The sequence below is a fragment of the Klebsiella sp. R390 genome (assembly GCF_051131745.1).
Lineage (GTDB): Bacteria > Pseudomonadota > Gammaproteobacteria > Enterobacterales > Enterobacteriaceae > Klebsiella.
Map to the genome: position 1 here is coordinate 486,034 of NZ_CP180445.1, position 25,862 is coordinate 511,895.

General features: G+C 55.7%; 23 protein-coding genes. 15 read left to right on the top strand and 8 right to left on the bottom strand.

Annotation, left to right across the window (positions count from 1 at the left end):
- Positions 1–691 precede the first annotated feature (691 nt).
- The 9 genes from fecI (at position 692) to ACMYSP_RS02285 (ending at position 11,735) form a co-directional block, all read left to right on the top strand.
- Positions 692–1,213, top strand: coding sequence for a ferric citrate uptake sigma factor FecI (gene fecI, locus ACMYSP_RS02245; protein ID WP_434585339.1), 522 nt, complete (start codon positions 692–694; stop codon positions 1,211–1,213).
- Positions 1,210–2,157 carry a ferric citrate uptake sigma factor regulator FecR gene (fecR, locus tag ACMYSP_RS02250; protein WP_434585340.1) on the top strand — a complete coding sequence of 316 codons (948 nt, stop codon included), beginning with the start codon at positions 1,210–1,212 and terminating at the stop codon, positions 2,155–2,157. The genes fecI and fecR overlap by 4 nt, the downstream gene beginning before the upstream one ends.
- Positions 2,158–2,255: 98 nt before the next feature.
- Entirely contained in the window at positions 2,256–4,586 is a 2,331-nt protein-coding gene (fecA, locus tag ACMYSP_RS02255; RefSeq protein WP_434585341.1) for a TonB-dependent Fe(3+) dicitrate receptor FecA, read from the top strand.
- Positions 4,587–4,677: 91 nt separating this feature from the next.
- A complete protein-coding gene (locus ACMYSP_RS02260; protein WP_434585342.1) occupies positions 4,678–5,580 on the top strand; it encodes a Fe(3+) dicitrate ABC transporter substrate-binding protein in 903 nt (300 codons plus the stop codon).
- On the top strand, positions 5,577–6,575 hold the full coding sequence (gene fecC, locus ACMYSP_RS02265; RefSeq protein ID WP_434585343.1) for an iron-dicitrate ABC transporter permease FecC: 999 nt from the start codon (positions 5,577–5,579) through the stop codon (positions 6,573–6,575). The genes ACMYSP_RS02260 and fecC overlap by 4 nt, the downstream gene beginning before the upstream one ends.
- Positions 6,572–7,525, top strand: coding sequence for a Fe(3+) dicitrate ABC transporter permease subunit FecD (fecD, locus tag ACMYSP_RS02270; RefSeq protein ID WP_434585345.1), 954 nt, complete (start codon positions 6,572–6,574; stop codon positions 7,523–7,525). Before fecC ends, fecD begins: the two co-directional genes overlap by 4 nt.
- Positions 7,526–8,293, top strand: coding sequence for a Fe(3+) dicitrate ABC transporter ATP-binding protein FecE (gene fecE / locus ACMYSP_RS02275; RefSeq protein WP_434585346.1), 768 nt, complete (start codon positions 7,526–7,528; stop codon positions 8,291–8,293).
- 390 nt (positions 8,294–8,683) lie between these two features.
- The gene (locus tag ACMYSP_RS02280) at positions 8,684–9,871 is read left to right on the top strand and encodes an HD domain-containing phosphohydrolase (protein ID WP_434585347.1); all 1,188 of its coding nucleotides are present in this window, start codon (positions 8,684–8,686) and stop codon (positions 9,869–9,871) included.
- Positions 9,872–9,950: 79 nt separating this feature from the next.
- On the top strand, positions 9,951–11,735 hold the full coding sequence (locus ACMYSP_RS02285) for a diguanylate cyclase (protein WP_434585348.1): 1,785 nt from the start codon (positions 9,951–9,953) through the stop codon (positions 11,733–11,735).
- Positions 11,736–11,756: 21 nt separating this feature from the next.
- Here the strand turns inward: ACMYSP_RS02285 and ACMYSP_RS02290 are convergent, their stop codons facing one another.
- From ACMYSP_RS02290 to ACMYSP_RS02300, 3 genes are all read right to left on the bottom strand, one after another.
- Positions 11,757–12,365, bottom strand: a complete 609-nt coding sequence (locus ACMYSP_RS02290) for a histidine phosphatase family protein (protein WP_434585350.1) — start codon at positions 12,363–12,365, stop codon at positions 11,757–11,759.
- 28 nt (positions 12,366–12,393) lie between these two features.
- Positions 12,394–12,639 (bottom strand): DUF2543 family protein, encoded by a 246-nt coding sequence (locus tag ACMYSP_RS02295; RefSeq protein WP_434585351.1) that lies wholly within the window; start codon positions 12,637–12,639, stop codon positions 12,394–12,396.
- A 121-nt stretch (positions 12,640–12,760) separates the two neighbouring features.
- Entirely contained in the window at positions 12,761–14,332 is a 1,572-nt protein-coding gene (locus tag ACMYSP_RS02300) for a sensor domain-containing diguanylate cyclase (protein WP_434585353.1), read from the bottom strand.
- 473 nt (positions 14,333–14,805) lie between these two features.
- Here ACMYSP_RS02300 and ACMYSP_RS02305 point away from each other — a divergent pair, with 473 nt between their 5' ends.
- Positions 14,806–16,143, top strand: coding sequence for a short-chain fatty acid transporter (locus tag ACMYSP_RS02305; RefSeq protein ID WP_434585354.1), 1,338 nt, complete (start codon positions 14,806–14,808; stop codon positions 16,141–16,143).
- Positions 16,144–16,269: 126 nt separating this feature from the next.
- Here ACMYSP_RS02305 and ACMYSP_RS02310 read toward each other — a convergent pair whose 3' ends face one another.
- On the bottom strand, positions 16,270–17,175 hold the full coding sequence (locus ACMYSP_RS02310) for a LysR family transcriptional regulator (protein WP_434585355.1): 906 nt from the start codon (positions 17,173–17,175) through the stop codon (positions 16,270–16,272).
- A gap of 193 nt (positions 17,176–17,368) precedes the next feature.
- On the opposite strand from ACMYSP_RS02310, the gene ACMYSP_RS02315 reads away from it, so the two are divergent.
- Positions 17,369–18,151 (top strand): SDR family NAD(P)-dependent oxidoreductase, encoded by a 783-nt coding sequence (locus tag ACMYSP_RS02315; RefSeq protein WP_434585356.1) that lies wholly within the window; start codon positions 17,369–17,371, stop codon positions 18,149–18,151.
- Between the two features lie 125 nt (positions 18,152–18,276).
- Complete coding sequence (locus ACMYSP_RS02320; RefSeq protein ID WP_434585357.1) at positions 18,277–19,320, top strand: GIY-YIG nuclease family protein; 1,044 nt, start codon at positions 18,277–18,279, stop codon at positions 19,318–19,320.
- 12 nt (positions 19,321–19,332) lie between these two features.
- On the opposite strand, the gene ACMYSP_RS02325 is transcribed toward ACMYSP_RS02320, so the two are convergent.
- Positions 19,333–20,151 carry an arginase family protein gene (locus tag ACMYSP_RS02325; RefSeq protein ID WP_434585358.1) on the bottom strand — a complete coding sequence of 273 codons (819 nt, stop codon included), beginning with the start codon at positions 20,149–20,151 and terminating at the stop codon, positions 19,333–19,335.
- Between the two features lie 134 nt (positions 20,152–20,285).
- Between ACMYSP_RS02325 and ACMYSP_RS02330 the strand changes: the two genes are divergently transcribed.
- Positions 20,286–21,134, top strand: coding sequence for a LysR family transcriptional regulator ArgP (locus tag ACMYSP_RS02330; RefSeq protein ID WP_434585359.1), 849 nt, complete (start codon positions 20,286–20,288; stop codon positions 21,132–21,134).
- 6 nt (positions 21,135–21,140) lie between these two features.
- Here the strand turns inward: ACMYSP_RS02330 and ACMYSP_RS02335 are convergent, their stop codons facing one another.
- Positions 21,141–22,028 (bottom strand): LysR family transcriptional regulator, encoded by an 888-nt coding sequence (locus tag ACMYSP_RS02335; protein ID WP_434585360.1) that lies wholly within the window; start codon positions 22,026–22,028, stop codon positions 21,141–21,143.
- A gap of 112 nt (positions 22,029–22,140) precedes the next feature.
- On the opposite strand from ACMYSP_RS02335, the gene argC reads away from it, so the two are divergent.
- A complete protein-coding gene (gene argC / locus ACMYSP_RS02340; RefSeq protein ID WP_434585362.1) occupies positions 22,141–23,058 on the top strand; it encodes an N-acetyl-gamma-glutamyl-phosphate reductase in 918 nt (305 codons plus the stop codon).
- Positions 23,059–23,128: 70 nt separating this feature from the next.
- Here the strand turns inward: argC and ACMYSP_RS02345 are convergent, their stop codons facing one another.
- Both ACMYSP_RS02345 and ACMYSP_RS02350 read right to left on the bottom strand, forming a co-directional pair.
- Positions 23,129–23,686 (bottom strand): histidine phosphatase family protein, encoded by a 558-nt coding sequence (locus tag ACMYSP_RS02345; RefSeq protein ID WP_434585364.1) that lies wholly within the window; start codon positions 23,684–23,686, stop codon positions 23,129–23,131.
- A gap of 171 nt (positions 23,687–23,857) precedes the next feature.
- Positions 23,858–24,358 (bottom strand): Lrp/AsnC family transcriptional regulator, encoded by a 501-nt coding sequence (locus tag ACMYSP_RS02350; RefSeq protein ID WP_434585366.1) that lies wholly within the window; start codon positions 24,356–24,358, stop codon positions 23,858–23,860.
- Between the two features lie 82 nt (positions 24,359–24,440).
- Here ACMYSP_RS02350 and ACMYSP_RS02355 point away from each other — a divergent pair, with 82 nt between their 5' ends.
- A complete protein-coding gene (locus ACMYSP_RS02355; protein WP_434585367.1) occupies positions 24,441–25,616 on the top strand; it encodes an MFS transporter in 1,176 nt (391 codons plus the stop codon).
- Positions 25,617–25,862 lie beyond the last annotated feature (246 nt).

Consider the following 25,862-nt stretch of genomic DNA (forward strand, 5'->3'; position numbering starts at 1 on the left):
TAGTAATCCGGCTAAATTCACTGGGGCAAGTAAAAAACGCCGCTGACATGAAAAAAGCATAATAACGCCACAACTGTAACAGAATGTAAAATAAAAAAGAAGCGCTGATTACAATTATTTACCATGGCAATACTTTTTCCGCTAATTATGCTGTTAATCTGATTGCGCATTATTAAATCAACGGGCATCTTCAGCGATGGCCCCCAGGCGCAGGCCCTGCTATTACTAGGCTAACGCGCGAAACGCCTTGCCCTCACCATTGTCGATGCGCCAGATCATAAAAACAATAAAGGGTCGCCATCAAATGGCGGAAGAATATAGCGATGGGTTCTCGTCGTACCAATAACATTTGAAAATTTCAGGCTACCGATCTTTTCATTCTTTTTTAATCTATGAAATAAGAATCTACTCAATTTTATAAATTTTACTAATGCTTTTACCTTCACAAAATAAATGATTCACCATCTTATTATAACGAATAATTATCGTTCTTTATCCTGAACCAGCGATGATGCCCTGCTGACGCTGCGCTTCCTGGTCTGATACACCGAATGCAGGACAATTTATCAATCGCAACAATCACTTATTGAAATTATTGCCCGTTCGCGGCATTTTAGCCCTATTTTAATTGTAATGAGAACCATTCTCATATTAACATAAACCTTATTGATAACTTGCTTCGAACCCGGTCATGTCTCAGCTTTCCGCCACCAGCACACCTTTGACGCTTGCGTCGCTTTACCAGGCCCATCACGGCTGGCTGAAAAACTGGCTTACCCGGAAGCTACAATCCGCTCATGACGCTGACGATGTTGCCCAGGATACATTCTTACGCGTAATGGGTGGCGACGCGCTCGCCACTATCCGCGATCCAAAATCCTTCCTCTGTACCGTAGCTAAACGGGTGATGATCGATCTGTTCCGCCGTAACGCACTGGAACGCGCCTGGCTGGAGATGATGGCCCAGTTACCTGAAGAGCTGGCCCCTTCCCCGGAATTACAGCAAAGCCAGCTGGAAACCTTGCAGCAGATCGATGCCATGCTCGATGGTCTGAGCAGCAAAGCCCGCGAGGCTTTTTTGCTATCGCAGCTTGAGGGCCTGACCTACGCTGAGATTGCGGTTCGGCTGGGGGTCTCCGTCAGCTCTATCAAAAAATATATCGCCAGAGCAACCGAACACTGCCTGCTTTTCCGCCTGGAGAATGGCCTGTGAACACGTCATTAACCGACTCCCGTCGTCAGGCGCTACGTTCAGCTTCACAGTGGTACGCGGTGTTGAGCGATGGCCGGGCCAATCCTCAGCAGGAGGCGCGCTGGCAGCAGTGGTATGAACAGGATCGCGACCACCAGTGGGCGTGGCAACAGGTGGAAAACCTGCGCCAGCAGATGGGACAACTGCCCGGCACGCTTGCCAACCGCACCCTCAACGACAGTCGTCTGACCCGCCGTCAGGTACTAAAAGGTGTGATGCTGCTGATTGCCGGCGGCAGCGGCTGGCAGATATGGCGCAGCGATCTGGCCACCGGGTACCGTGCCGATTACCGTACGGCCAAAGGCATGCCGGTGCGCCATACTCTCGATGATGGCACCCTGCTCACGCTGAATACCGACAGCGCCGCCGATGTCCGCTTTGATGCCGGTCAGCGGCTGGTCCAGCTGCGCTACGGCGAAATTGCCATTACCACCGCCCGCGATACACTGCAGCGACCGTTTCGCGTGCAGACTCGCGATGGTTTACTCACCGCGCTGGGGACCGAGTTTATCGTCCGCCAGTTTGCTGCCGACACAAGCCTGACGGTACAACAGCACGCGGTAGCAGTCGTCCTGCCCAACGGCCTGAACACCATTATTCACGCCGGCGAAAGCCAGCGCTTTACCCGCCAGAGCTTCTCCCCCCTGCAACCAGTAAACCACAGCGAAGAGAGCTGGACAGACGGCGTACTCAGCTTCCGCGACCGGCCGCTGCGTGAGGTCATCGCTACCCTCTCCCGCTATCGGCCCGGCATTCTGCGCTGCGATCCTGCGGTCGGCGATTTACGGCTGAGCGGTACCTTCCCGCTGGGCAATACCGACACGATTTTGCACATCATTGCCCAAACGCTGCCGGTGAAACTGCAGTTTGCTACCCGCTATTGGGTCACCGTCGTCGCCGCCTGAGAAAAAAAATACAAAAAATTCTCATTCTCCATTGTCCCTTTTCATCTTCTCGTACGACTTAACAGATGAAGACAACCAAAAACGATCATGGAGAACACATGACGCCTTTCCGCGTTTTACGCAAACCGATGCCTCTGGTGATGGCCATCCGTTTAAGCTTGCTGCCGCTCGTGGGGCTGACCGTGGCACCGGCATTTGCCGCTGCCCAGTATGACATTGCCGCCGGGGATTTAGACAATGCACTGAACCAATATGCCGCGCGCAGTGGCATCGCCTTATCGGCAGATGCCGGCCTGACGCGAGGAAAACACAGCAACGGGCTGCACGGCAGCTATGACGTTGAAGAGGGCCTACAAACCCTGCTCGACGGCAGCGGCCTGCAGTTTAAATCGTTGGGCAATAATGCCTGGACCCTGGAACCCGCCCCCGTCAGCACGGAATCGACGCTGACGGTGGTCGGCGACTGGCTGGGCGACGCCCGGGAGAACGATGTGTTTGAACATGCCGGCGCCCGCGACGTTATTCGTCGGGATGATTTCGCCAAAACCGGTGCCACCACCATGCGCGAGGTGCTGAACCGCATCCCTGGCGTTAACGCCCCGGAAAACAACGGTACCGGCAGCCACGATCTGGCGATGAACTTTGGTATTCGTGGGCTCAACCCGCGCCTTGCCAGTCGCTCCACGGTACTGATGGACGGTATTCCGGTTCCGTTCGCCCCTTACGGCCAGCCGCAGCTGTCGCTGGCCCCGGTGTCGCTCGGCAACATGGATGCTATCGATGTGGTACGCGGCGGCGGCGCGGTGCGCTACGGGCCGCAGAGCGTCGGCGGCGTGGTGAACTTCGTGACCCGCGCCATTCCACAGGATTTTGGTATGGAGGCCGGTGTTGAAGGTCAGCTCAGCCCGACCTCTTCGCAAAACAATCCGAAGGAGACGCACAACCTGATGATCGGCGGCACCGCAGATAACGGTTTCGGCAGTGCCCTGCTTTATTCCGGCACCCGCGGCAGCGACTGGCGCGAACACAGCGCCACCCGCATCGATGACGTGATGCTGAAAAGCAAATATGCACCAAACGAGGTGCATACCTTTAACAGCCTGCTGCAATACTACGATGGCGAAGCGGATATGCCAGGCGGCCTCTCCCGCGCCGACTATAACGCCGACCGCTGGCAGTCTACCCGCCCCTATGACCGTTTCTGGGGCCGTCGTCAGCTCGCCAGCCTCGGCTATCAGTATCAGCCGGATGCCCAGCATAAATTTAATATTCAGGGTTTCTACACCCACACCCTGCGCAGCGGCTATCTGGAGCAAGGAAAGCGTACCACCCTCTCCCCGCGCGAATACTGGGTACGCGGGATCGAGCCACGCTACAGCCAGAGCTTTATGATTGGCCCTTCCGCCCATGAAGTCGGCGTTGGTTACCGCTACGTGAATGAAGCCACTCACGAAATGCGCTACTACACCACCACCGCCAGTGGCGAACTGCCGACCACCGCCAGCCCGTACGATCGCGATACACGTTCCGGCACCGAGGCGCACGCCTGGTACATCGACGATCGTGTTGATATTGGCAACTGGACCATCACCCCTGGAATGCGCTTTGAGCACATCGAATCCTACCAGGACAATAACCTGAAAGGTACTCACGAGCAGGTCAGCTACAACGCACCGCTGCCGGCCCTGAACGTGCTGTATCACCTCAACGACAGCTGGAATCTCTATGCCAACACAGAAGGATCGTTCGGAACCGTACAGTACAGCCAAATTGGCAAGGCTGTGCAAAGCGGCAATGTGGAGCCGGAAAAAGCCCGCACCTGGGAGCTCGGTACCCGCTACGACAACGGCGCGTTAAGCGCTGAAATGGGGCTGTTCCTGATTAACTTTAATAATCAGTACGACTCCAACCAGACCAACGATACCGTAACCGCCCGCGGCAAAACCCGACACAGCGGCCTGGAAACCCAGACGCGCTACGATCTTGGGGATCTCAGCCCGCGTCTGGAAAACCTGTCGGTCTACGCCAGTTACGCCTACGTCAACGCCGTCATCCGGGAAAAGGGCGACACCTACGGCAACCAGGTACCGTTTTCACCGAAGCATAAAGGGACTCTCGGTGTGGACTACCAACCGGGCCACTGGACCTTTAACCTCAACAGCGAGTTCCAGTCCAGCCAGTTTGCCGATAACGCCAATACCGTGGAAGAGAGCGCCGACGGCAGTACCGGGCGGATCCCCGGCTATATGCTGTGGGGCGCGCGCGTCGGCTACGATTTTGGCCCACAGATGGCCAATCTCAACCTCGCGTTGGGGGTGAAAAACCTCTTCGATCACGACTATTACACCCGCTCTTACGACGATAACAACAAAGGCATTTATGCCGGTCAGCCGCGCACGGTGTATCTGCAGGGGTCAATGAAGTTCTGACCCACCGCCCGCAGCGTCGTGATATTGCGGCGCTGCGGGGTGTTTTTGCTTGCCCGGCCTCCGCCGGGCCTTGTCATTTACAGGAGCACCTATGACGTCCGTTTTTCGCCTTTTCATCGCCATGCTGCTGGTGTTCAGCGGCCCGACTTTCGCCGTCACGGTTCAGGATGAACATGGGACCGTAACCTTCGATAGCACTCCTCAGCGTATCGTGGTGCTGGAGCTCTCCTTCGCCGATGCGCTGGCAGCGGTGGATGTCTCCCCTGTCGGGATTGCCGACGATAACGACCCATCACGTATTTTGCCGGAAGTCCGCGCGCACCTGACACCATGGCAGTCGGTCGGCACCCGCGCGCAGCCTTCACTGGAAGCCATCAGCGCCCTACACCCGGACCTGATCATTGCTGACAGTAGCCGCCACCGCGGTATCTATGCCGCGCTGCGGAAAATTGCCCCGGTGTTGTTGCTGAAATCCCGCAACGAAACCTACGAAGAGAACCTGCATGCAGCCGCCATTATCGGGAAAGTGATTGGTAAAGACGCAGCCATGGCCCAGCGTCTGACGCTGCACCATCAGCGGATGGCCGATTTTGCTCGTCAACTTCCGGCGGGGGCAAACGTCCTTTTTGGCACCTCCCGCGAGCAGCAGTTTACGCTCCACTCCCGCGACACCTATACCGGCAGCGTGCTGGTTGCGCTGGGGCTAAACGTCCCACAGGCCATCAAGGATGCACCGATGGCGACCATCAACCTCGAGCAACTGCTGGCGATTAACCCACAGTGGCTGCTGGTGGCCCACTATCGGGCGGAAAGCATCGTGCGCAAATGGCAGCAGGACCCGCTATGGCAAATGCTACAGGCGCAGCAGCAGCATCAGGTCGTCGCCGTGGACAGCAACAGTTGGGCGCGGATGCGCGGCATTTTTGCCGCCGAACGCATTGCCAGCGATGTAGTTAAGGTTGTTCACCACCAGGCGGTTGACGTGCAACAATGAAGCGTTCTCGTGGTGTCCTGTTCAGCTGGCTTGCGCCGCTGCTGATACTGGCCGGCCTGTTCTGGCTGAGCCTGTTTTGCTATTCCGCGATCCCGATTACGCCACAGGATGCGCTGCGCGCGTTGCTCGCTCCCGAATCACCCTCCCTGCCCCAGGCGCTGGTGCTGAATATTCGGCTGCCGCGCAGCCTGGTCGCGCTGTTGTTAGGCGCCAACCTGGCGCTGTGCGGCACCTTGCTGCAAACGCTGACCCACAATCCGCTGGCCTCGCCGTCGCTGCTGGGTATTAACAGCGGCGCGGCGCTGGCCATGGCCCTCACCAGTGCGTTCAGCCCGGCGCCGTTGACCGGCTATTCGCTGGCGTTTATCGCGGCCTGCGGCGGCGGTGTCAGCTGGCTGCTGGTGATGACCGCCGGCGGCGGCTGGCGTCATGAGCTGGATCGCAACCGCCTGATTCTGGCCGGGATCGCACTGTCGGCACTGTCTATGGCGCTCACCCGCATCACGCTTCTGCTGACAGAGGATCACGCCTACGGCATTTTATACTGGCTGGCCGGTGGCGTATCGCATGTGCGCTGGGCGGAATTCTGGCAACTGTTTCCCTTTGCGCTGCTGATTATTCCTCTGACCTGCCTCTTCGGCCATTCATTGAACTTGCTCAACGTCAGCGATACCACCGCCCATTCGCTGGGCATAAATCTTCCGCGTCTGCGGCTGCTCATTCACGTGGCGGTGCTGCTGTTGACCGGCGCCTGCGTGAGCGTTGCCGGTCCAGTGGCGTTTATTGGCCTGCTGATGCCCCACCTGGCCCGCCTGTGGGTCGGTCACGATCGCCGGGTCCTGCTTCCGATGAGCGCTGTGCTCGGGGCGATGTTTATGCTGCTGGCCGATGTGATTGCCCGCGCCCTGGCCTGGCCCGGCGAGCTGCCGGCTGGAGTGGTGCTGGCGCTGGCTGGCGCGCCGTGCTTTGTCTGGTTGGTCAGGAGGCGGGGATGAAACGACGGCTGTTCAGCCTGCTGTTGCTGCTGGTTATCTTAGCCGTGCTGTCGCTGCGGATGGGGGCGATTGCCCTGCCCTGGCATGCCCTGCTCGACGGCTGGCGCAGTAACAGCGAGTACCATTATGTCCTCACCCAATATCGCCTGCCACGTGTGGTGCTGGCGCTGATTATCGGTGCGGCGCTGGCCGTCTCCGGGGTAGTGATTCAGGGGATCGTGCGCAATCCGCTAGCCTCGCCGGACATTCTTGGCGTCAACCACGCGGCCAGCCTGACCTCTGTGGCGGCACTCGCTTTCCTGCCGACGCTGCCGCTGCTGTGGCTGCCGGTACTGGCTTTTGTCGGCGGCATGACGGCCATGCTGGTACTGATTGTCCTGGCGGGTTTCGCTCGTCCGATGCGCCTGGCGTTAACCGGGGTCGCGCTCTCCGCGTGCTGGGCCAGCATCACCGATTACCTGCTGTTATCACAGCCTCAGGAGATCAACAATGCGCTGTTATGGCTGACGGGGAGTTTATGGGCGCGTGATAGTACCTTCGTCATGGTGGCTCTGCCGATTCTTGCGCTGTTGCTGCCGCTGAGCCTGCTGCTAAGTCGTGACCTGGACCTGTTGGCTCTGGGCAACGAACGCGCTGGCACCCTGGGGGTTAATATCTGGAAGATCAACGGGTTTGGCCTGACGCTGGCAGTGGCACTGGCCTCGGTGAGCGTCGCGGTATGCGGCCCCATTGCCTTTATTAGCCTGGTAGTGCCGCATCTGGTCCGTCGCCTGGCCGGGGGAAGCCATCGCTTTGTGCTGCCCCTTTCCGCCCTGGTGGGCGGGCTGGTTCTACTGCTGGCAGATCTGCTGGCGCGGACGATTCATCCCCCAATGGAGCTTCCGGCCGGGGTATTAACCGCCATTATCGGCGCCCCATGGTTTATCTGGTTACTGGTGAGAATGCGCTAAATGGAACTAAGAACGGAAAATCTGCATGCCGCATATGGCGAAAAACAGATCCTTAACGGACTCAATCTGACGCTCCCTGGCGGGAAAATCACCGCCCTGCTGGGGCCAAATGGCTGCGGTAAATCGACGCTACTGAAGTGTTTTTCGCGCTTACTGACTCCGACAACAGGCAAAATATGGCTGGATGAACAGCCGCTGACAACCTTAAGCTCCCGGCAACTGGCTCGCCATCTGGCGCTACTACCCCAGCAACATCAGGTGCCTGAGGGGATCACCGTCCGTGAACTGGTCGGCTATGGTCGCAGCCCGTGGTTGCCGCTGTGGGGACGGCTCTCGGAGCGCGATCGGCGTCTTGTCAGCGACGCCCTCGAGCAAACCGGGATGGCGTCGTTTGCTGAACAACCGCTCAGCGCATTGTCAGGCGGCCAGCGGCAGCGGGCGTTTCTGGCGCTGATCCTCGCCCAGGATACCCCGCTGGTATTGCTGGATGAGCCGACTACCTGGCTGGATATCAACCACCAGATTGAACTGATGAAGCTGATGCGCCAGCTACAGCAGGCAGGTAAAACCGTCGTCACCGTACTGCACGACCTGAATCAGGCCAGCCGTTACTGCGATCATCTGGTAGTGCTGAACAGCGGTAAAGTGCAGGCCCAGGGTTCGCCCGGGTTAGTCATGACGCCCGCCATGCTACGCGACGTTTTCAGTCTCGATGCCGAAGTCCACCCCGACCCGATTTCGCATCACCCGATGTGTGTGGTGAAATAGCCAACAGCTGTCGCTGCCGGCACTAATTATCCGTGGGCCACGCGAAGAATCTGAAATAGTTATTCTGTGTGCAGCGATCGCCAATTCTGTTCTAAAATAGCTAAGGGCTTATGGTGAAAATAGATATGTATCAAAGTGACGCTAAATTAATACCATGACCCCTCGCCGTTTATTTTCTTTTTATGGACAAAATGATTAACTAGCGGCCTTCACAGATTTTCGCCATGACACGCGTTTTGGCACAATGCGCGTCGGTATTGAGCGTGGGTGAAAAGGTACACACTCTGGTATTCACCCATTTGCCTTTCATCCTGCACAACAGCGACGTTATCAGGATACTGACAACCAGAACCAAGCTATTTTTCCGGGGCCCGCGAAGGGAGCAAAACGATGCGTCTCGCCTTAAAATCAGCGTTAATGCTTACCACGCGCGTTATCCAGGTGATCAACCCGGCATTGCAACTGCATATGCAACGTACGGCCTTAATTGCCCTTGAACTGTCGCTGGCATTAAAATTGCCGCGTCCACAGCAGCAAACTATCTTCTGTGCCGCATTGCTTCATGATATCGGGGTGCTCGGTGACAAGCGGGTCGTCACTACCCTCAATGATATTGATAATATCGAAGATCCCCACCAGCACCGGGGGGCTGAGATGCTTGAAGGATTAGCCTCGCTTGCGCCGCTGCTGCCGATCGTTCGCCACCATCATTTTAGCCCTGACCACAAAGGGAGCCAGGAAGAGCACATCGTCTTTTTTGCCGATGCGTTTGAACGACTGTTATCCACCAGCAATATCACCACCGACCAGCGACCCGACACGATCGTCGATACCTTCCGCGCCTTGTATTATCAGATTGACCCCATGCTCTGTCACACCCTGTGTCAGCTTGCAGAGAAAGAGCATTTCTGGCTGCACCTGCATCCCGGGCATATCCAGCGGATGCTGGAAATCATCGGTCCGATTAACGAGCTGTACATCGATATTGATGGCCTGAAAGATATTTGCTTATTAATTGCCAAAATTGTCGATACCTACAGCAGTTTCACCGCCAGCCACAGTATTATGGTTGGGGAAATATCCCGCCAGCTCGCTACCTGTATGCAGTTGCCAGAAATTGAGTGTAAAAAAATCGAAGTAGCGGGCTATCTGCACGATATCGGTAAAATTTATATCCCGCTGGCGATTCTGGAAAAACAGGGCCAGCTAACCGGCGATGAACTCCTGCAGGTTCGTGAACATAGCTATATGACCGGTGCCATTCTCAGCGCCTTTAGCGAACTCGGCGAAATCATAAACTGGGCCTCTAACCATCATGAAAAACTCGATGGCAGTGGCTATCCCCTGCACCTGAATGCGGATTACCTGCATCTGCCAGACCGAATCATCGCCGTTGCCGATATTTTCACCGCGCTGACTGAAGACCGTCCCTACCGCGTCGCCATGTGCTACCAGGATGCGTTACAGCTGATCGAAAATGATGTTATAAAGGGCGCGCTGGATAAGGATGTCTTCTGCACCTTACGCCAGCATGCCGGCGCTCTGCATCGTAATATTATCAGTAAGCAGCGCCGCTAATCCCCTGCCCGCGAGTGGATGGGTCGGGGGTCTATAATAAATAAAATCATTTATTCATCTGCACGCAAGGAATATTCCGGTGAGAATCGCCACCATGACCAACTGGGCGTACGGGATCACCGTGTGTCTGACTATTACCTCCGGCATTGCCATGCTGATGGCCTCAAACGCGGAGAAAAGCGAACGCCAGGCCGTTCAACAAAGGCAACAATTCGATCGCTTAACCGAAGCGGTGGAAACCGACACCTGGGCCCTCTCTGACCTCGCCCGCGCGTTCGTCATCAACAAAGACCCGGAAGTGCTGCAAGAATATCGGCAGAAAGCGCAAGCGCTCACCACCATCGAGCAGCGCCTGACGAAGCTGAAAGATCAGGGCGCTACCGCCCAGGAACTCGCGTTGTTGCGCGAGGGGCTACAGATTGCCGATGAGCTTCAGGACGAGCAGCAAAGCGCGCTTGCCAGTATCGACCGGGGGGCAGATAAAGAAGCGATCAACCTGCTCTACGGCAACACCTTTGAACAGGAGCTGGATCGGGTGCAGACCCAGATCGATCATTTCCGCTTGATGCTCGAAGGGCGGGCCAACAACGCTATCGCCGAGGCGACGGAAAAATCGCATACCTGGCGTACCTTGTCAGAAGTGATGGTCGCACTGACGGCATTGATGTTTCTGTTTGTCCTTGGTTTTATCCTGCAACGGCGGGTGTTGTATCCGGTCGTTCGCTTAAGTGATGTGGTGCAGCGCCTTGCCTCACAGGATTACGCCGTCGAAGCGCCTCAGTTTTCTCAGATCGATGAAATTGGCGACATGGCCCAGGCGATTCGCATCTTCCGTGAAAATGGTCTGGCACGTCAGCGTCTTGAGCAAGAGCGCGATGCCGATTGGGCCATCAGAGAACTTCTGGCCCGTATGACACAACGTTTGCAGGGCTGTGAGTCTTTCGACGATGTGGTTAAGGTCGCCGAGCTGTTTGCCCCTAACGTAGCCCCAGGGATCCCCGGGCGACTGTATATTCTGGAGACCGATCCCTGGCAGTTGCGCTGTGCTGCGCAGTGGCTTTCTCCGCCAGATGAACCTGAAATGTTCTATCCCGACAACTGCTGGGCAGTGCGGCGTGGCCAGAGTCATCCTCCGGTTAACGGTGAGCCTGATGTCGCCTGCGACCACCTGCATGCGTCGTCTGTCGGCCAGTCGCTGTGTGTACCGTTGATTGCCCAGGGGGAAGCCATCGGCCTGCTCACGTTTAGTAAAGTGACGGCTGAATCCGCTCCGTCTCGCGCCTATCTGGAAGTGATGGCCGAAGCACTGGGCCTGGCCCTGGCAAACCAGCGCCTGCGCAGCGCGCTGTTGGAAAAAGCGCTGTTCGACTCGCTCACCGGGCTGCGCAACCGTCACCATCTGGATGATGCCCTGCATACGCAAATCAGCCTCGCGGTGAACAACCATACCCCGCTGAGCTGCCTGATGATCGATATCGATCATTTCAAAGCGATCAACGATCAATACGGCCATGAAGCCGGCGATCTGGTGATCAAAAATGTGGCCGCGATTATTCAACGTGAGGTCCGTGATATCGGCATGGCATTCCGCTATGGCGGCGAAGAGTTTCTGGTGCTGCTGGGCGGCAGCAATGAAGAGTCCGCCCGGGCCTGCGCGCAGGAGATTTATAACCACGTGCGCAGCCTGACCTTGCGCTATGGTCCGACCGATCTTGGACAGGTGGACGTCTCCATTGGCATTGCCAGCTTCCCGCAGCATACCCAGAGCGATAGCCTGCTACGGGCCGCCGATGCGGCGCTGTACCGGGCCAAAGAACAGGGGCGTTCCCGAATCGTCAGCTTCGGCATGTTGAAAGCAGGATAACGGCCAGACGGCGATAGATATTTATCGCTGTTTTAACAAATGCGTGGCAATGCCCCATTTCACCAGAGAGAGCGTCCCTTCGGCATAGTCGAGAATCGAGTAGCTGCCGTTGGGATGGGCATAGTGTTGAAAGCGTTCGGGGCCTGCATGGTTCAGGCAGGAGATAGCCGCCTGAATCACATGCCCGTGGGACACCACGCAGACGCAGCGGTCGGCCGACTCGCCAGTTGCCAGCAGCGCCGCCAGGGTTCTGCTGGCCGCAGCCGCAAGAGACTCGCCGTGCAGCGGCGTAACATCAGGATCAGCAGAATAAATACGCTCAAACAACCGTCGCTCTTCCGGGTTTAGCTGGGGGTAGCTTTTCCCCTCCAGCACGCCAAATCCCCGTTCATTCAACCGGGCATCAAGGCGCGTAGGGCAGGAAAAATGGTCGGCGAGCTGTCTGGCCGCCGCCACGGCGCGGCCAGAGGGGGACGAGACGATCCACTCAACTTTTTCATCAGCCAGTGCGCCGATCAGCGCCGCAATTTGACCGCGTCCGCGCTCGGTGACCGGGCTATCAAGCTGGCCCTGGAGACGATTGACGCGATTCCATTCCGTTTCGCCATGTCTGACCAACAGGATTTTCATTGGCTATGCTGATGTGCCCCGTTAGCGGCTACTCATTGCCCCACTGATTGAGGAAGTTCGCGATCTCATCGATACGCGCTGCATCAATGGTCGCTTCAAGGGCCATCTCATGCTGCGCCGCCTCATCGATCTCTTCGTTATTCATTAGCCGGGTGAGCAGCAACTGAAAGTAACGCGCCAGGGAATCACGTTCCGTCTCGCTGACCGGGTTGGCGGTTTCCGTCGAATACTCGTCAACGATGTCATAATATTTGAGTGGTATTTCATTATTCATAACTAGCCCCTGGTTTATTACCGGTGTGCGTGACAGCCTTTATTATCGGGCGTCGATCATAGCATTCCTGTTAGTTTTTTTCTGCGCGCTCTGCAACACCAGGCCTGCGCACGCTGACGTATCAGACGTCGAACAGCCTCTGCGCCAGACTAACGACAACGGTATTTCGCCCCTTGCGTTTGGCTTCGTACAACGCGAGATCCGCTTTACGCAGGACGGTGTAAACATCATTCCCATTGTCATTGAATCCCGCGACACCCAGCGAAATAGTGACCTTTTCGCCATGCGGGAAGTCGGCATTTTCGATCGCGGTACGGATACGTTCGGCCACCTCGGCCGCCTCGTCCACCCCGGTATCCGGCAGCAGGATGATAAATTCTTCACCACCAAAGCGGCTGACAATCTGCCCGCGCGTGGCGAGCTGGCGTAAGGTTTCACTGAATGTCACCAGTACCGCATCGCCGCCATCATGCCCATACTGGTCATTGATGGTTTTAAAATGGTCGATATCAATGGCGATGATGCACTGCTCCGCCGACGGGTTGAACTGCTTAAGCAGCGCGTTGAAACCCCGGCGATTGTACAACCCGGTCAGCGGGTCGGTCATGGTTTCATCGCTGAGGGCATTGACCCTGCGGGTCATGGTCTGCAGATGCAGGCTAAGGGCCTCTTTAAGACGCTCCGCCTCTTTGTACCACACGCTGATGTTCGCCAGTTTTTTCAGGGTGGCTTCGCTGTCGTCTGTTTGGGTAAACTCCGCCAGCTTCTCCAGAGGGGTGGAGATTCTGGCCGCAAACAGCGTCACCACCGTCGCCGTCAGCAGGACGATCGCCAGGGTAAACCAGAAGGCATTGACCACCGTCTGCATCAGAATACGCGACACGCTTTCAGAGGCGCCCGAAATCACGACCTTCCAGTCGGCCTGTTTCAGGCTGGCATAACCGACCAGGCTGCCGCCGCGTTTATCATCGCCAAAAAAGTGCCCACTCTGTTCCCTGACCACCTGCTCCTGCAGGCCGGGGACCGACTGATAGCCACCCCCGACTAATTTGGGATCACGATTGAAGATTATCTTCCCGTCATTATTAATCACGCTGACATCGGTGGATTTGTCATAAAAATGCATGCTGAGGATATCGCTGAGCATGCTTTCTTTTTGCAGATAAATACTGCCGCCAATAAACCCGATGTACTCGCCAGCCTGGTTAAATAATGGCTGAGAAACAAACACCACATAGTTACCGGCGGCCGAAATGAACGGCTCTGAAATAAACAGTTTCTTTTCCGCAATGGCTTTGAGGCTGGCGTTAGAATGGAGTTTCACCCCTATCAGCTTCAGGCTTTCAGGAGATGCAGCGGCGATCACCGCGTTGGCGTTCACAATCACCACCGAGTTGAAAAAACCAGATTGCAACCGTAGTCGGTCTACTTCGTTTCTCAGATATTGCGTATCAGTGAGGCCTTTGATCTGGCTCGCGCTGTAGCCCAGTTCGCGTTGTGCGGTCACCAGGTAGCGGTCCGTGGTGTCGGCCAGTTTGCGGGCGTATGCAAGGTTATTCTCGAGTAACCGGTCTTCGATGTTACCCTTCTGGAAAAGCGTCAAGGCACTGAGCAGCAGCATAGATGTGAGCAGGATCCCTCCGACTGACAACATCAGCATCAGAGTGCGCAGATGCAATTTTTTCCTGAGCATAAGCCTTCACGGTCGTTAAAGTTTTCCTTATTTTATCAGCTTTTGTGCCGGGAACATAAACCGATCTTAGCGGCGCTCGGTACAGACCATCGCCAACCGGCCACCGTATTCATATTGTCCTTGTCGGATCACAGATTTCAGTGAAAGCCGTCACTTAGGGCGATAATCGCACGTATTTTCGATTATCGCCATTGACCACCTCTCTCTCGCCCTCCTATTGTCAGTACCGGTTTTGAGCCCATTACCCTACAGGTTAACGCCGGGCCCTGGGCGCGGGTGCAAACCCGCGTCAGTCACCCTCTCTCTGAAAATGAATGACTGACGTCATCGCTCGTGGACTCATCGCGACTGCAGCTCAAACACAACAAGAAACGCCATGCGCGCTGCCAACCAGGCCGCTATCCGGCAGACCTGCCTGGCAGATAAAAACACCTGATATTGCAAGGAGCCGCCGGGAAATCCGGTAAACACACATGAGTAAAATAACCCACTTTTTCACAGAACTGATGCGCCGTTATCTGCCCGACCCTTTTGTCTTTGCCATCCTGTTAACGCTGCTGACCATGGTGCTGGCTTTTGTAGTTGAAGGCCGTACGCCCTTTCAGACCACAATGGACTGGGGCAACGGTTTCTGGCAGCTATTAAGCTTCACCACACAAATGGCGGTGATTCTGGCCATGGGTTACGTTTTGGCTGCCGCCCCGCTGGTGGACCGTTTTCTGAACCGGATCGTCAGTCACGTTCACACCCCGCGCACGGCAATCATTGTTGCGACCCTGGTCGGCTCCATCGGTAGCTATCTCAACTGGGGATTCGGTCTGGTGATCGGCAGCATTATTGCCAAAAAGCTGGCCCGCAGTATTCCTGGCGTACACTACCCATTGATTATTGCGGCCGCCTACAGCGGATTCACTTTTTATGGGCTGGGATTTTCCGCCACCATCCCGTTGCTGATATCGACGCAGAGCCACGCTCTGGAAGCGCAAATGGGCATCATTTCATTGCGTGAAACGATATTTTCACTGCCGATGTTGCTGACCACCGGTGTGTTGCTCGTGACGCTGCCCCTGCTCAATGCATCACTCCATCCGCGTAACGGGGAAAAGATCGCCGAATACCACGAGCCAGAAGCGCCAACCGCCCCCACAAGCAGTATGCATGACGACCTGGCGGGCCATACCACTTTCGCGGCGAAGCTAAACCACAGCAAGCTCACCAGCTACACCATCGGCACGGTGGGAATGGTGTATGTGGTCGGGCATTTCGTCAGCGGCGGCGTGCTGGACCTGAACATTATCAATTACTTCATTCTGTTCCTCGGCGTGATCCTGCTGGGGACGCCCCTCAACTATGTCGAAAAGCTCAACGAAGGTATCCGGACAATTGGCGGCATTATTCTGCAGTTCCCGTTTTATGCCGGGATCATGGCGATTATGGCGGCTTCGGGACTGGTAAAAACCATTGCGGAACTGTTTGTCCAGATTTCAACGCCGGAGACATTGCCGTTCTGGGGTCTGATCAGCTCCTTCTTTATTAATTTCTTTGCCCCTTCCGGCGGCGGCCACTGGGTGGTGCAAGGGCCATTTATGATTGACGCGGCGCAGTCGATGCAGGCCTCTCTGGCCCAGACATCGATGTCCGTGATGTTGGGTAATGCCTGGAATGATCTGGTTCAACCGTTCTGGCTGCTGCCAGCCCTGGCCATTTCCAGACTGAAATTACAGAGCATTATGGGCTACACCGTGGTCATGATGATGTGGGTGGGGGTCGTTTATATGGCGGCCATATTACTCTGGCCCCATCTGGGCTAACAACGGCGCAAGCCGGTATTCATCTAATAAGGTGCAGCAAATACGCACCGCGCGTATTTGCTGTTGTGGCCTTGCCGGACACGACAGTGGCATGCCTCTGTTCGCAATGGCCGGTGTCGATATCGGTTATGCACCTTTTACAAAATCGATAAAAGCGCGCAATGCCGGAGGCACATGTTTTCTGCCCGAATAATACAGGTATGGGCCAGGGAAAGGTTGCCACCAGGGTTGTAATACCGGCTCCAACTGCTGGCTGCTCAGATAGGGTTCGAGCCACTCTTCAAACAGATAAATCACCCCCAGCCCGCTCAGCGCCGACGCCACCGCCAGGTCGCTTGCCGTACCGGCGCTGACGATGATCCCTCCCGGCGGATCAACTGTGACTGACTCCCCCGCTTGCTCATACACCCATGGCTCAAGGCGGCCTTTGGCAAACCGGGAGCGAATGCAGACATGCTCAAGCAGTTCTGATGGGTGCGTCGGGCGCCCGTAGCGCGCAAGATAGTCGGGAGATGCCGCAGTGGCAAAGCGCTGCACTCGCGGACCGACCGGAACCGCAATCATGTCCTGCTCCAGCAGTTCGCCATAGCGAATGCCGGCATCGCAGTTCATGGCAAACAACTCGACGGCATCGGTCTGGGCGATAATTTCAACATTGATTGCCGGATAACGCTGCAAAAATGCCGGGAGTATTTTCGGCAGCCACAGGCGGGCGGTATTCACCGGGACATTGAGACGCAGCGTACCGGCCGGTTGATTGCCACCGCTCATGGTCATCGCCAGCGCAATATCCAGCTCGGCGATCAGGGGAGCAATTCGCTCAAGCAGGTGCTGGCCCTGGTCGGTGAGCAGAATATTGCGGGTATTGCGATGAAGCAGCCTGACGCCAAGCCGACTTTCCAGCCGCCTGACCGCATCACTCAGGCCAGATGCGCTCACCGCCATGTGCCTGGCGGCCTCACGAAAACCGCCGCTTGTCGCCACCATGGAAAATGCCCGCAGTTCCCCAAGTTCATCAGATAATTTTTTCACCACATCACTCTCTTCAGCGCGCCGCGCTGTCTGTTACCTGCCCCGATATATGCATCGGGGACTGAACGTCACCGTCTTTATTGTACATTTTAACGTACAACCTGTACGCCACTGGCTGGATTATCAGCGCCGTATCCCGGACGTAAGATGTCTCCCACTGAGCAGCTACGTTCACTTTTGAGGAAAAATAATCATGAAAAAATCTACTGCATTAGCCCTGGTCACCGGCGCATCCTCGGGTATCGGGATGGCCTATGCCCGCGCGTTGCTGGAACAAGGTTATGATCTGATTGCCGTGGGTCGGCGGCAGGCGCGTCTGCAGGTGCTGGTGGATGCCTTCCCACAACGTCGTGTTGAGGCGGTGGTGGCCGATCTCAGCACTATGGAAGGCATACAGACGCTCTCCACGATCTGTCAAAACGAACCACTGACGCTGCTGGTCAACAATGCCGGAGTGTCGCACTACATGGGGTTTACCGACCTGCCCGTTGATAAAGCGCGCGAATTGATGAGCGTTAAAGTGCTAGCCCCAACCCTGCTGACGCAGGCGGCGTTGCCGGGAATGATCTCGCGGGGTCAGGGAACGGTGGTCAATGTCGCGGGTATGCTGGCGTTTGGCGCCACCGCGTCACTTGGTCAGGCTGCCGGGCGCGCCACCTATGTCGCCACGCTCTCTCATCTGGTATCGCTCACACTGGCTTTGCAGGAAGAGTACGCATCGTCCGCCGTGCGCTTCCAGGTGCTGTGCCCGGGCGTGGTGGCAACGGAGTTTCATCAACGCCAGGGCATGGACTTGAGCGCATTTCCTCGCATGAGCGCTGAAGACGTGGTCAAAGCCAGCCTTAACTCGTTGCAGTTGGGCGAGGTCATCTGCTCACCCGGCGTGGAAGATAAGCAGCTTATTGATAATGCCCTTAGCGCAATCCTGGCCGCTTTTAAGGGGCAGTCTCCCGCGCTGGCCAGCCGCTATCGGTGACCCTGGCGAGATACGCCAATGCCACTGACCGTTAATAAAGGATTTTTACTTGCGAAAAATACGCTGTTATTATATTGCACAATAAAAACGCAGGCGAATATAACGCGCTATTAACACGGAATAACATGACGAATAAACTCAGTGGTTACGTCTATATCCTCGAAGTTGCGGATATAGACTTACCGGTATGCAAAATTGGCATGACCACCAGAGACCCGGTTTCCCGCTGTCAGGAAATAAATAAAAGCTCTACCGGCGATTTTATTTGGTCCGTGGCCTATTCGTTTGCGGTTAATGACTGCCAAAAATTTGAGAGCCTGATTCATCACAAGCTAACGCCCTTACGCCAGAAGAGAAGAGAGTTTTTTAACCTCGGGGCTGAAGATGCCTGTAAAGCAGTGGTGTCGATCCTGGCGTCTCAACAAGACATAAAAATCATCACACCCACCGACCCAGATACCTCAGCAGTACAGCGTCCTGGGCTGAAAACCAAAAAGAAAAAGAGCCCGCAACATGCCTTCTCCGGCCGGCATGATGCAACCGAGTACAGCGCCTTACTGCAGTCTTTTTGCACCATCCTGGGAATAAAAGGCCGGCCTTTTGGCCAGTTGAATAAGCCGTATTTTGGCATGAGCGATGGTCATGAGGGCGTCCAGTGGAATATTTCTTTGCGGCCTCAGGAGAATATTGCCCGGGTCGGCGTGAATCTTGAAGGGTTAATGTACAATAACTGGCCTGTCTCCCGGCTTATCCAGTCAGAATTATCAACGCCCCGGCTGTTAAACGTTATCCAGGAACTGGGTTCTGCGAGTGAAGTGTCGATGACATTTGCGCGAGATGCCTGGCAGGTTGCCTCAAGACCTGACATCAAAGAGAAATATATCGGCGGCAAATCCTTTACGCTGAGCGAATTAACCGCAGAGCAATGGCAACGTGTATTAAAAGAGGCGCTGGAGTGCCTGGATAAAACGCACCATTATCAAAAACGCAACCAGCAGGATGTCACCGTTATCAAAAAAGACGGCAGCCATCAGATACGGACCATGCAAGTGTCACCTCATTTAACCATCTGGTCATCATTTGCCTTAAATAATGCTGATGAACAGACGCTCCGTGACCAGATTAATCAACTGGGTGCGATTTATCGCTGGATGAACCAGGTAAGCTAACGCTTCCCCACGTTACTCCAGCAGTTTATCGATGACCGGTCGTAGCGCGCGAATTAACTCCGCAGGCGAAACCGGTTCCGATTGCCCTGCCCAGGCATTCTGAAACTCAGCGATTTCCACGCCGACCACTTCGGACTCTGCCAGCACCGCGCAGGCCTGTTGCAGATCGCCAAGCCCCATGCCGCCCGGATGGTTATAGTCGGTCGGCACAATCCCCGGTTCAAGCACGTCGCAATCCAGATGCATATAGACGGGACGCTGGTTAATGGCCTCGCGTAATCGTTCAAGGTAACCGGCGGCGAAGGGAATACAGGTGATGGCCTGCTCAGCGATCAGCTGTTTTTCAAAGGGATCGAGATCGCGCTGCCCGACGAGAATAATCGACCCCAGCGCCAGACCGTCACCGAGCCCGGACTGCCACAGGCCAGCCGGGCCTGATAACGCTAATCCCCCCAGATATCCCGACGCGCTGGATGCCGGCGTGTTGAGGTCGGCATGCGCATCAAACCAGACCACGCAGGCCTCGGGATAGTGCTGCGCCACCACCGGCAGGGTCGCCAGCGAAACCGCGCAGCGGCTGGTGGCGGCGAGCGAACGCCCACCAGCGGCGTAGATAGCCGTCATATGGTTTTGCATCTCTTTTAATGCCGGTAAAGCCGCCTGGAGTTCGGTTGACCAGTCTCGGTTCAGCGCCGGTTCCGGCTCACCAATCCCAACCGGCGGTAAATCCGTGATGCGGGAGAGACAATCTGCCAGCGAGCGGGCCCCCGGCATCGCCAGATCGTTATGGTCGCCCGCCCGTCCCTGAAAACAGGTAAGTGTTGTCGTCATTATGCCGTCCTGTGTTGTCAGATATTCACCGCAGACAGGTTGATGAATATTTCAAAGTAAGGCAAATTAATTAAAATCACGATACGTAAGTTTTGCTTAATATGAAATTAAATTACTCGTTCTTAGAGACGTTTATGGAAATCATCCGCTGCGGCAGTTTTGATATGGCGTCCAGAAAGTTGCATATCACCCCTTCCGCCGTAAGCCAGAGAATTCGCGCGCTTGAGGAAGAGATTGGCCAGGTGCTCATCGTCAGAGGCAGCCCGTGCCGACCAACACAATCGGGGACAGAACTGTACCGCTATGCGGAAAAAATAGAGTTTCTGGAAAATGACTTTTTCTCCGTTCAGGAAAAAAAGCATCAGGGTAAAGCCGTGGTAGCAGTGAATGCCGACTCCGTTGACGGCTGGTTTTTAACCGCCATTTCCAGCGCTTTTCACGAACATGGCATCGTGGTGGATGTCAGAATCGAAGATCAGGATTTTTCCGCCTCATTGCTCCAGAGCGGTGAAGTGATGGCTGCGGTGAGCGCCGATGACGCCCTGCTTCAGGGATGCAAAGTGGAGTATCTCGGCACCATGAAATATAAAGCCTACGCCTCCCCCGACTATTATCAGGACTATTTTCGCAACGGCGTCAGCGAAGCCGCATTAAGAAATGCGCCGGTGATTATGTTTAATCATAAGGATGACCTGCAGAACAAATTTATTCAGAGCTTGTTCTCCTCGGATATTACGCCGCCTGCGCAATTTATCCCTTCGACCTCCGCCTATCTTCTCGCCGTTTCACGCGGACTGGGCTGGGGAATGCTCCCCGAACATCTCTCGGCGCCGCTGTGTGAACAGGGCCGCCTCGTCGACATCGCCGCGGATCATTGCGTTGATACTCGCCTGTACTGGCATCGCTGGAGCCTGAAACTCACGTTATTAGAACAGCTGAGCGAGTGCGTCCACGCTGCGGCGCGGCAGGAACTGCATGTCTAGCTCTCGTCAGGCTTGCGTAAGTTCACGCAGTACGCTGAGTAAATGCTGCGTAGATTGTTCGTTATCGCTCTGGCGATAAGCCAGACCTAATTCTCGCCATAGTGCTGGTTTTAAGGCGCGAGTGACGATGCGGCTATCCCCGGAAGCAGGCGTCCCCGACTCCAGTGGTAACAAGGTCGCGCCATACCCGGCCCCCACCAGGCTTTTGATCGCATCGTTGTAATCGAGCGTGATCCGCGGCGTAGGTCGATGGCCCGAGTCAGCAAACCAGTTCCCGGTCAGTTGCGATAAATGGGTGCCAGAACCGTTCAAAATCAGGGGTTTTTCGCTCAACCACGCAGGTGTCACCACCTCCGGCGCCGGCCAGTTTTCCGGCAGAAAAGCGACCACCGGATCGCGACGCCACGCATCAATATTCAGGCCGGCACAGCGCGGTTGCGGCAGCGCCACAATACCGATATCCAGCGCCCCGGACTTCAGTTGTTCAAGGGTCTGCTGCGACGTAAGCACGGCGATATGGACATCGATACCGGGGTGCGACTGCGCCAGTTTTTCAATCGCCCGCGGCAACAGGTTGGCGATAGCGCCGGTTGACGCACCAAATCTGACGCGCCCGGTTAACCCTTTCGCCTGGCGCGAGATATCCTCAAGCACGTAGGCGGCGTCCGCCAGCAGGCGGCGGGCATGGGTGACCAGATTTTCCCCAATGGCCGTGGGCCTGACATTTCCGCGAGTGCGTGACAGCAGTTTCGCCCCCACCCGCTGCTCCAGTTCAGAAATATGCAGGCTGACCGTCGGCGGCGACAGGTGCAGCCGTTGGGCGGCCTCATTGAACGAACCGGTCTCGGCAATGGTCATCAGGGTGCGGAGCTGATCGAGGTTGATCTCACGCATGCACGTACCTCAGAAAAACTGAATTTGACGTTAGAGTAATTCAACTTTACCAATTCTTAAAGCGGGCACAACATCATGGTTTTCACCGACAACCCGATCACAGGAGTGAACGATGACCCAGCTGTTTATTGATGGCGAGCAGGGTACGACAGGCTTGCAAATCCACGATCGTCTGCGCCACCGGTCAGACATCACCCTCATGACGCTCCCGGTTTCGCAACGTAAAGACAAGCGTCTGCGGGCAGAGATGTTGAACAGCTGCGATATTGCGATCCTCTGTCTACCGGATGAGGCGGCGCGCGAGTCAGTGGCGATGATTGAGAACCCGCATGTCCGGGTGATCGACGCCAGTTCAGCGCACCGGGTCACGCCCGGCTGGACCTATGGTTTCCCGGAGTTGAGCGCCGACCAGCCGGATCGCATCAGGGCGTCAAAACGGGTGACTAATCCGGGCTGTTATCCCACCGGTGCGATTGGTCTGCTGTTCCCGCTGGTGAGCGCCGGACTGCTGCCCGCCGATTACCCTGTCAGCATTCATGCGGTTTCCGGCTATTCCGGTGGTGGACGGGCCGCCGTGGACAGTTACGAAAGCGAGGCCGCCGGGCCTGCGTTTCAGGTGTATGGCCTGGGCCTGAAGCATAAACACGTGCCGGAAATCGCGCGTTACGCCGGGCTCTCTGCCCCGCCCTTCTTCCTGCCCGCCTACGGCGCCTATCGCCAGGGGATCGTCCTGAGCGTGCCGTTACAACAGCACCTGCTGGCAAAAAACGCCGATGCCGCCACGATACATGCCTGCCTCACGCAGCATTACCGCGAGAGCCGCCACGTCAGGGTGCTGGAATCCTTTAGCGCCGACGACGCGCAGCGCCTCAATCCTGAGCGATTGAATGGCACCAACGACTTGGAATTAGGTGTGTTTTCAAACCCCGACAACGGGCAAATACTGCTGACCGCGGTCTTCGATAACCTGGGCAAAGGGGCCTCCGGCGCCGCCGTGCAGAATCTGGATCTGATGATTGAGGCTCGTTAATAATGCAGTGAGAGTGGCATGAGGGTGAATGTCCGCACCATGCCTGGGGCGGACGCAACACGCTATTCATTCACTCAATGTGATAAACACCGGCATTCCAGTATGCGTTTCCGGCACGGCGATGCTCCTTCCAGCCTTTCGACATAAGGGCTCTCGCGATTAGCCGGTTCATTATACCGTGGCCCATGAGCAATACCGGGCCGTTATTTTTATGCACCAGATCTATCAGTATATCGGCGGCCTGGCGGGCACGCCTTTTCGCCATCGCCAGGCTTCCAACCTCGCGGAACATGCCGCAGAACCACATTATGCGAAATAAAATCGCCCAATGCGCAGGATATAACCGCATCCCAGGAATACAGTATACCGGCAGGTCTGCTTCCCGGAATATGTCATCGGTTAAACCTGTATGACAGCCCAAGGCATTGAGTGATGAAATAGCTCTCGGCAGAGGGCTGCTGATGACACATAATGCACTGAAGGCCAATGCAACACTTGATTCTGGCGGCGTATCACGACCAATCTCAGAGAGGTTATATTGTGTAATCCAGTCTGTCATTTCACGGCTGGTCACTTTCGAATTGCCAATGAAGCTGGGTTTTCCATGACGCATTAAAATAATTTCCATATACCTTCTCCGTCCCCCTAAATTACCCCCAGATTAACGTGTTGATATCATGCGGTCTACGCCAGGACAACAGGCCGGCGTGACTGTGTTATGGCTATCCATGGAACCAGCACGCTCGCCTTTAATGACCACTCCGTCCGTATAACTGAAATATTATGCTCGACCCGTGATTCAGTCCGGCGATGGCCCACGTTCTAAAAAGGTAGAGAGTGCAATATAACTTCGCACCGATCGCACCCCATCCACGCTTTGAATTTCCATCAGAAAATTTTCCAGCGATTCGGTATCTGCGGCACGAACCTTAATCAGTACGCATCCGTCACCTGCTACGGTATGTAGTTCTTCAACTTCCCGTCGGTTGGTAAATTGCAGCAGCGCGCGCGTCGCCTGGTAGCTGCTGGTATCCACCACAAGAAACGTCAGCAATGTTCTGCCAAGCCGGCAGCCGTCGAGTATCGCCACCGTCCTTTTTATGACGCCATCACGTTTTAGCCGCTTTACACGATCGTGCACCGCCGGCGCCGATAGGTTCACAATCTCACTCAGTTCGGAGTAACTGCGACCGGCATCCTCTGCCAGTGCACCTAATATTTTTCGGTCAATCGCGTCGAGTTCAACAGGTTTATGTCTTGCCTGCCTAATACCATCTTTTTCTTTATCAAATGCACTCACAAGCCTTTCCTGACTGAATAAAAGTATGAATATAATTTATTTCACCTAATAAAATTCAGCAAGAACAGCAACTGGAGTTTCCATGCCCATCGCACTTTTAGCACTCGCCGTCGGCGCATTCGGTATCGGTCTGACCGAATTCGTTATCGCCGGAATTCTCCCCCAGCTAGCCGATGATTTCGCCGTCAGTATCCCATCAGCCGGCACCATGGCCACGTCCTATGCGCTGGGTGTTTTTGTCGGCGCGCCGCTTATGACGGTGTTAGGCGCACGAATACCTCGCAAGACCATGTTGATAACGCTGGCGATAATTTTTACCCTCGGTAACCTCGTTACCGCGACAGCACCGTCACTGGCTGTTGCCGTTACAGGCCGTATCATCACCTCCTTTAATCACGGCGCCTTCTTCGGTATTGGATCCATTATCGCGGCCTCGCTGGTTGCACCTGGTCGCCAGGCCAGCGCTATTGCCTTTATGTTTTCCGGGCTGACGCTGGCCAATCTGGTTGGCGTACCCGCAGGAACCTGGCTCGCTCAGGCCTTTAACTGGCGGCTTGTCTTCTGGGTGATTGCCGGTATAGGCCTGCTTACGATCGCCGCTATCGCCCTGCTTGTGCCACCTATCGAAAAGGGAAAACCCATAGCGTTACGGACGGAACTCCGTGCTTTTGTTGACCCTCAGGTTCTGTTGGTTATGGGCATTACGGTCTTTGGTCCGGCGGCATTTTTTACCTCAATCACCTACATCGCGCCGATGATGACCAGGCTGGCAGGTTTCTCAGATGCAGGTATTGCATGGTTAATGGTTCTTTTTGGCCTGGGACTGGCAGTCGGCAACTGGATTGGCGGGCGCTTCGCAGATCGCTCGCTGTTTGGCACCCTGTTCGTCACGCTGGCTGCACAAGGGATTGTCCTGCTCGTCTTCTGGACTGGCGTTGAAAACCCGTTCATTGCCGGCGCGTCGGTATTCCTGATGGCCGCATTCGGTTTTGCTACCGTCTCACCCATTCAGAAACTGGTCATGGATCGCGCCAGCCAGGCCGGAGCCCCGACGATGGCCGCTTCCGTGAATATCGGCATGTTTAATCTGGGAAATGCCTTAGGCGCATGGGCTGGCGGAGCCACTATTGCTGCCGGTTTTGGTCTGGTTTCGCCAAACTGGGCGGGGGCAATCCTGTCGTTTATCGCGCTCGGATTAGCGTTTCTCGCATGGCTAAGCGCCCGTAAGGGATTTGCTCTGCGAGCGAGTTCATGTTGATGAGTAAATGGCGACACCTGATTTAAGGCTGTCTGGTAAAACATGACGTCCGCTTTGTGCCAGTAGCGGACGTTGAGGGGCCAGAGACTCTATAAAAATTGATGGTTCGTTTTGCAAGGATACTTACAAGCATAATGACTGCTGACGACATGATCAGATCCGGATCATCATCAAGCATCAGTGTCATTCAGGACTTCGTCCTGACCGGAAACCGTCCGGCGCTTTGCGTGAAAAATCGGGCTAAAT

Excerpts from the sequence above, each read along its gene's own strand:
- fecI (WP_434585339.1), top strand. The coding sequence starts at position 692 with ATGTCTCAGCTTTCCGCCACCAGCACACCTTTGACGCTTGCGTCGCTT.
- fecA (WP_434585341.1), top strand. The coding sequence starts at position 2,256 with ATGACGCCTTTCCGCGTTTTACGCAAACCGATGCCTCTGGTGATGGCC.
- ACMYSP_RS02260 (WP_434585342.1), top strand. The coding sequence starts at position 4,678 with ATGACGTCCGTTTTTCGCCTTTTCATCGCCATGCTGCTGGTGTTCAGC.
- fecC (WP_434585343.1), top strand. The coding sequence starts at position 5,577 with ATGAAGCGTTCTCGTGGTGTCCTGTTCAGCTGGCTTGCGCCGCTGCTG.
- fecD (WP_434585345.1), top strand. The coding sequence starts at position 6,572 with ATGAAACGACGGCTGTTCAGCCTGCTGTTGCTGCTGGTTATCTTAGCC.
- fecE (WP_434585346.1), top strand. The coding sequence starts at position 7,526 with ATGGAACTAAGAACGGAAAATCTGCATGCCGCATATGGCGAAAAACAG.
- ACMYSP_RS02280 (WP_434585347.1), top strand. The coding sequence starts at position 8,684 with ATGCGTCTCGCCTTAAAATCAGCGTTAATGCTTACCACGCGCGTTATC.
- ACMYSP_RS02290 (WP_434585350.1), bottom strand. The coding sequence starts at position 12,365 with ATGAAAATCCTGTTGGTCAGACATGGCGAAACGGAATGGAATCGCGTC.
- ACMYSP_RS02295 (WP_434585351.1), bottom strand. The coding sequence starts at position 12,639 with ATGAATAATGAAATACCACTCAAATATTATGACATCGTTGACGAGTAT.
- ACMYSP_RS02300 (WP_434585353.1), bottom strand. The coding sequence starts at position 14,332 with ATGCTCAGGAAAAAATTGCATCTGCGCACTCTGATGCTGATGTTGTCA.
- ACMYSP_RS02305 (WP_434585354.1), top strand. The coding sequence starts at position 14,806 with ATGAGTAAAATAACCCACTTTTTCACAGAACTGATGCGCCGTTATCTG.
- ACMYSP_RS02315 (WP_434585356.1), top strand. The coding sequence starts at position 17,369 with ATGAAAAAATCTACTGCATTAGCCCTGGTCACCGGCGCATCCTCGGGT.
- ACMYSP_RS02320 (WP_434585357.1), top strand. The coding sequence starts at position 18,277 with ATGACGAATAAACTCAGTGGTTACGTCTATATCCTCGAAGTTGCGGAT.
- ACMYSP_RS02325 (WP_434585358.1), bottom strand. The coding sequence starts at position 20,151 with ATGACGACAACACTTACCTGTTTTCAGGGACGGGCGGGCGACCATAAC.
- ACMYSP_RS02330 (WP_434585359.1), top strand. The coding sequence starts at position 20,286 with ATGGAAATCATCCGCTGCGGCAGTTTTGATATGGCGTCCAGAAAGTTG.
- ACMYSP_RS02335 (WP_434585360.1), bottom strand. The coding sequence starts at position 22,028 with ATGCGTGAGATCAACCTCGATCAGCTCCGCACCCTGATGACCATTGCC.
- argC (WP_434585362.1), top strand. The coding sequence starts at position 22,141 with ATGACCCAGCTGTTTATTGATGGCGAGCAGGGTACGACAGGCTTGCAA.
- ACMYSP_RS02345 (WP_434585364.1), bottom strand. The coding sequence starts at position 23,686 with ATGGAAATTATTTTAATGCGTCATGGAAAACCCAGCTTCATTGGCAAT.
- ACMYSP_RS02355 (WP_434585367.1), top strand. The coding sequence starts at position 24,441 with ATGCCCATCGCACTTTTAGCACTCGCCGTCGGCGCATTCGGTATCGGT.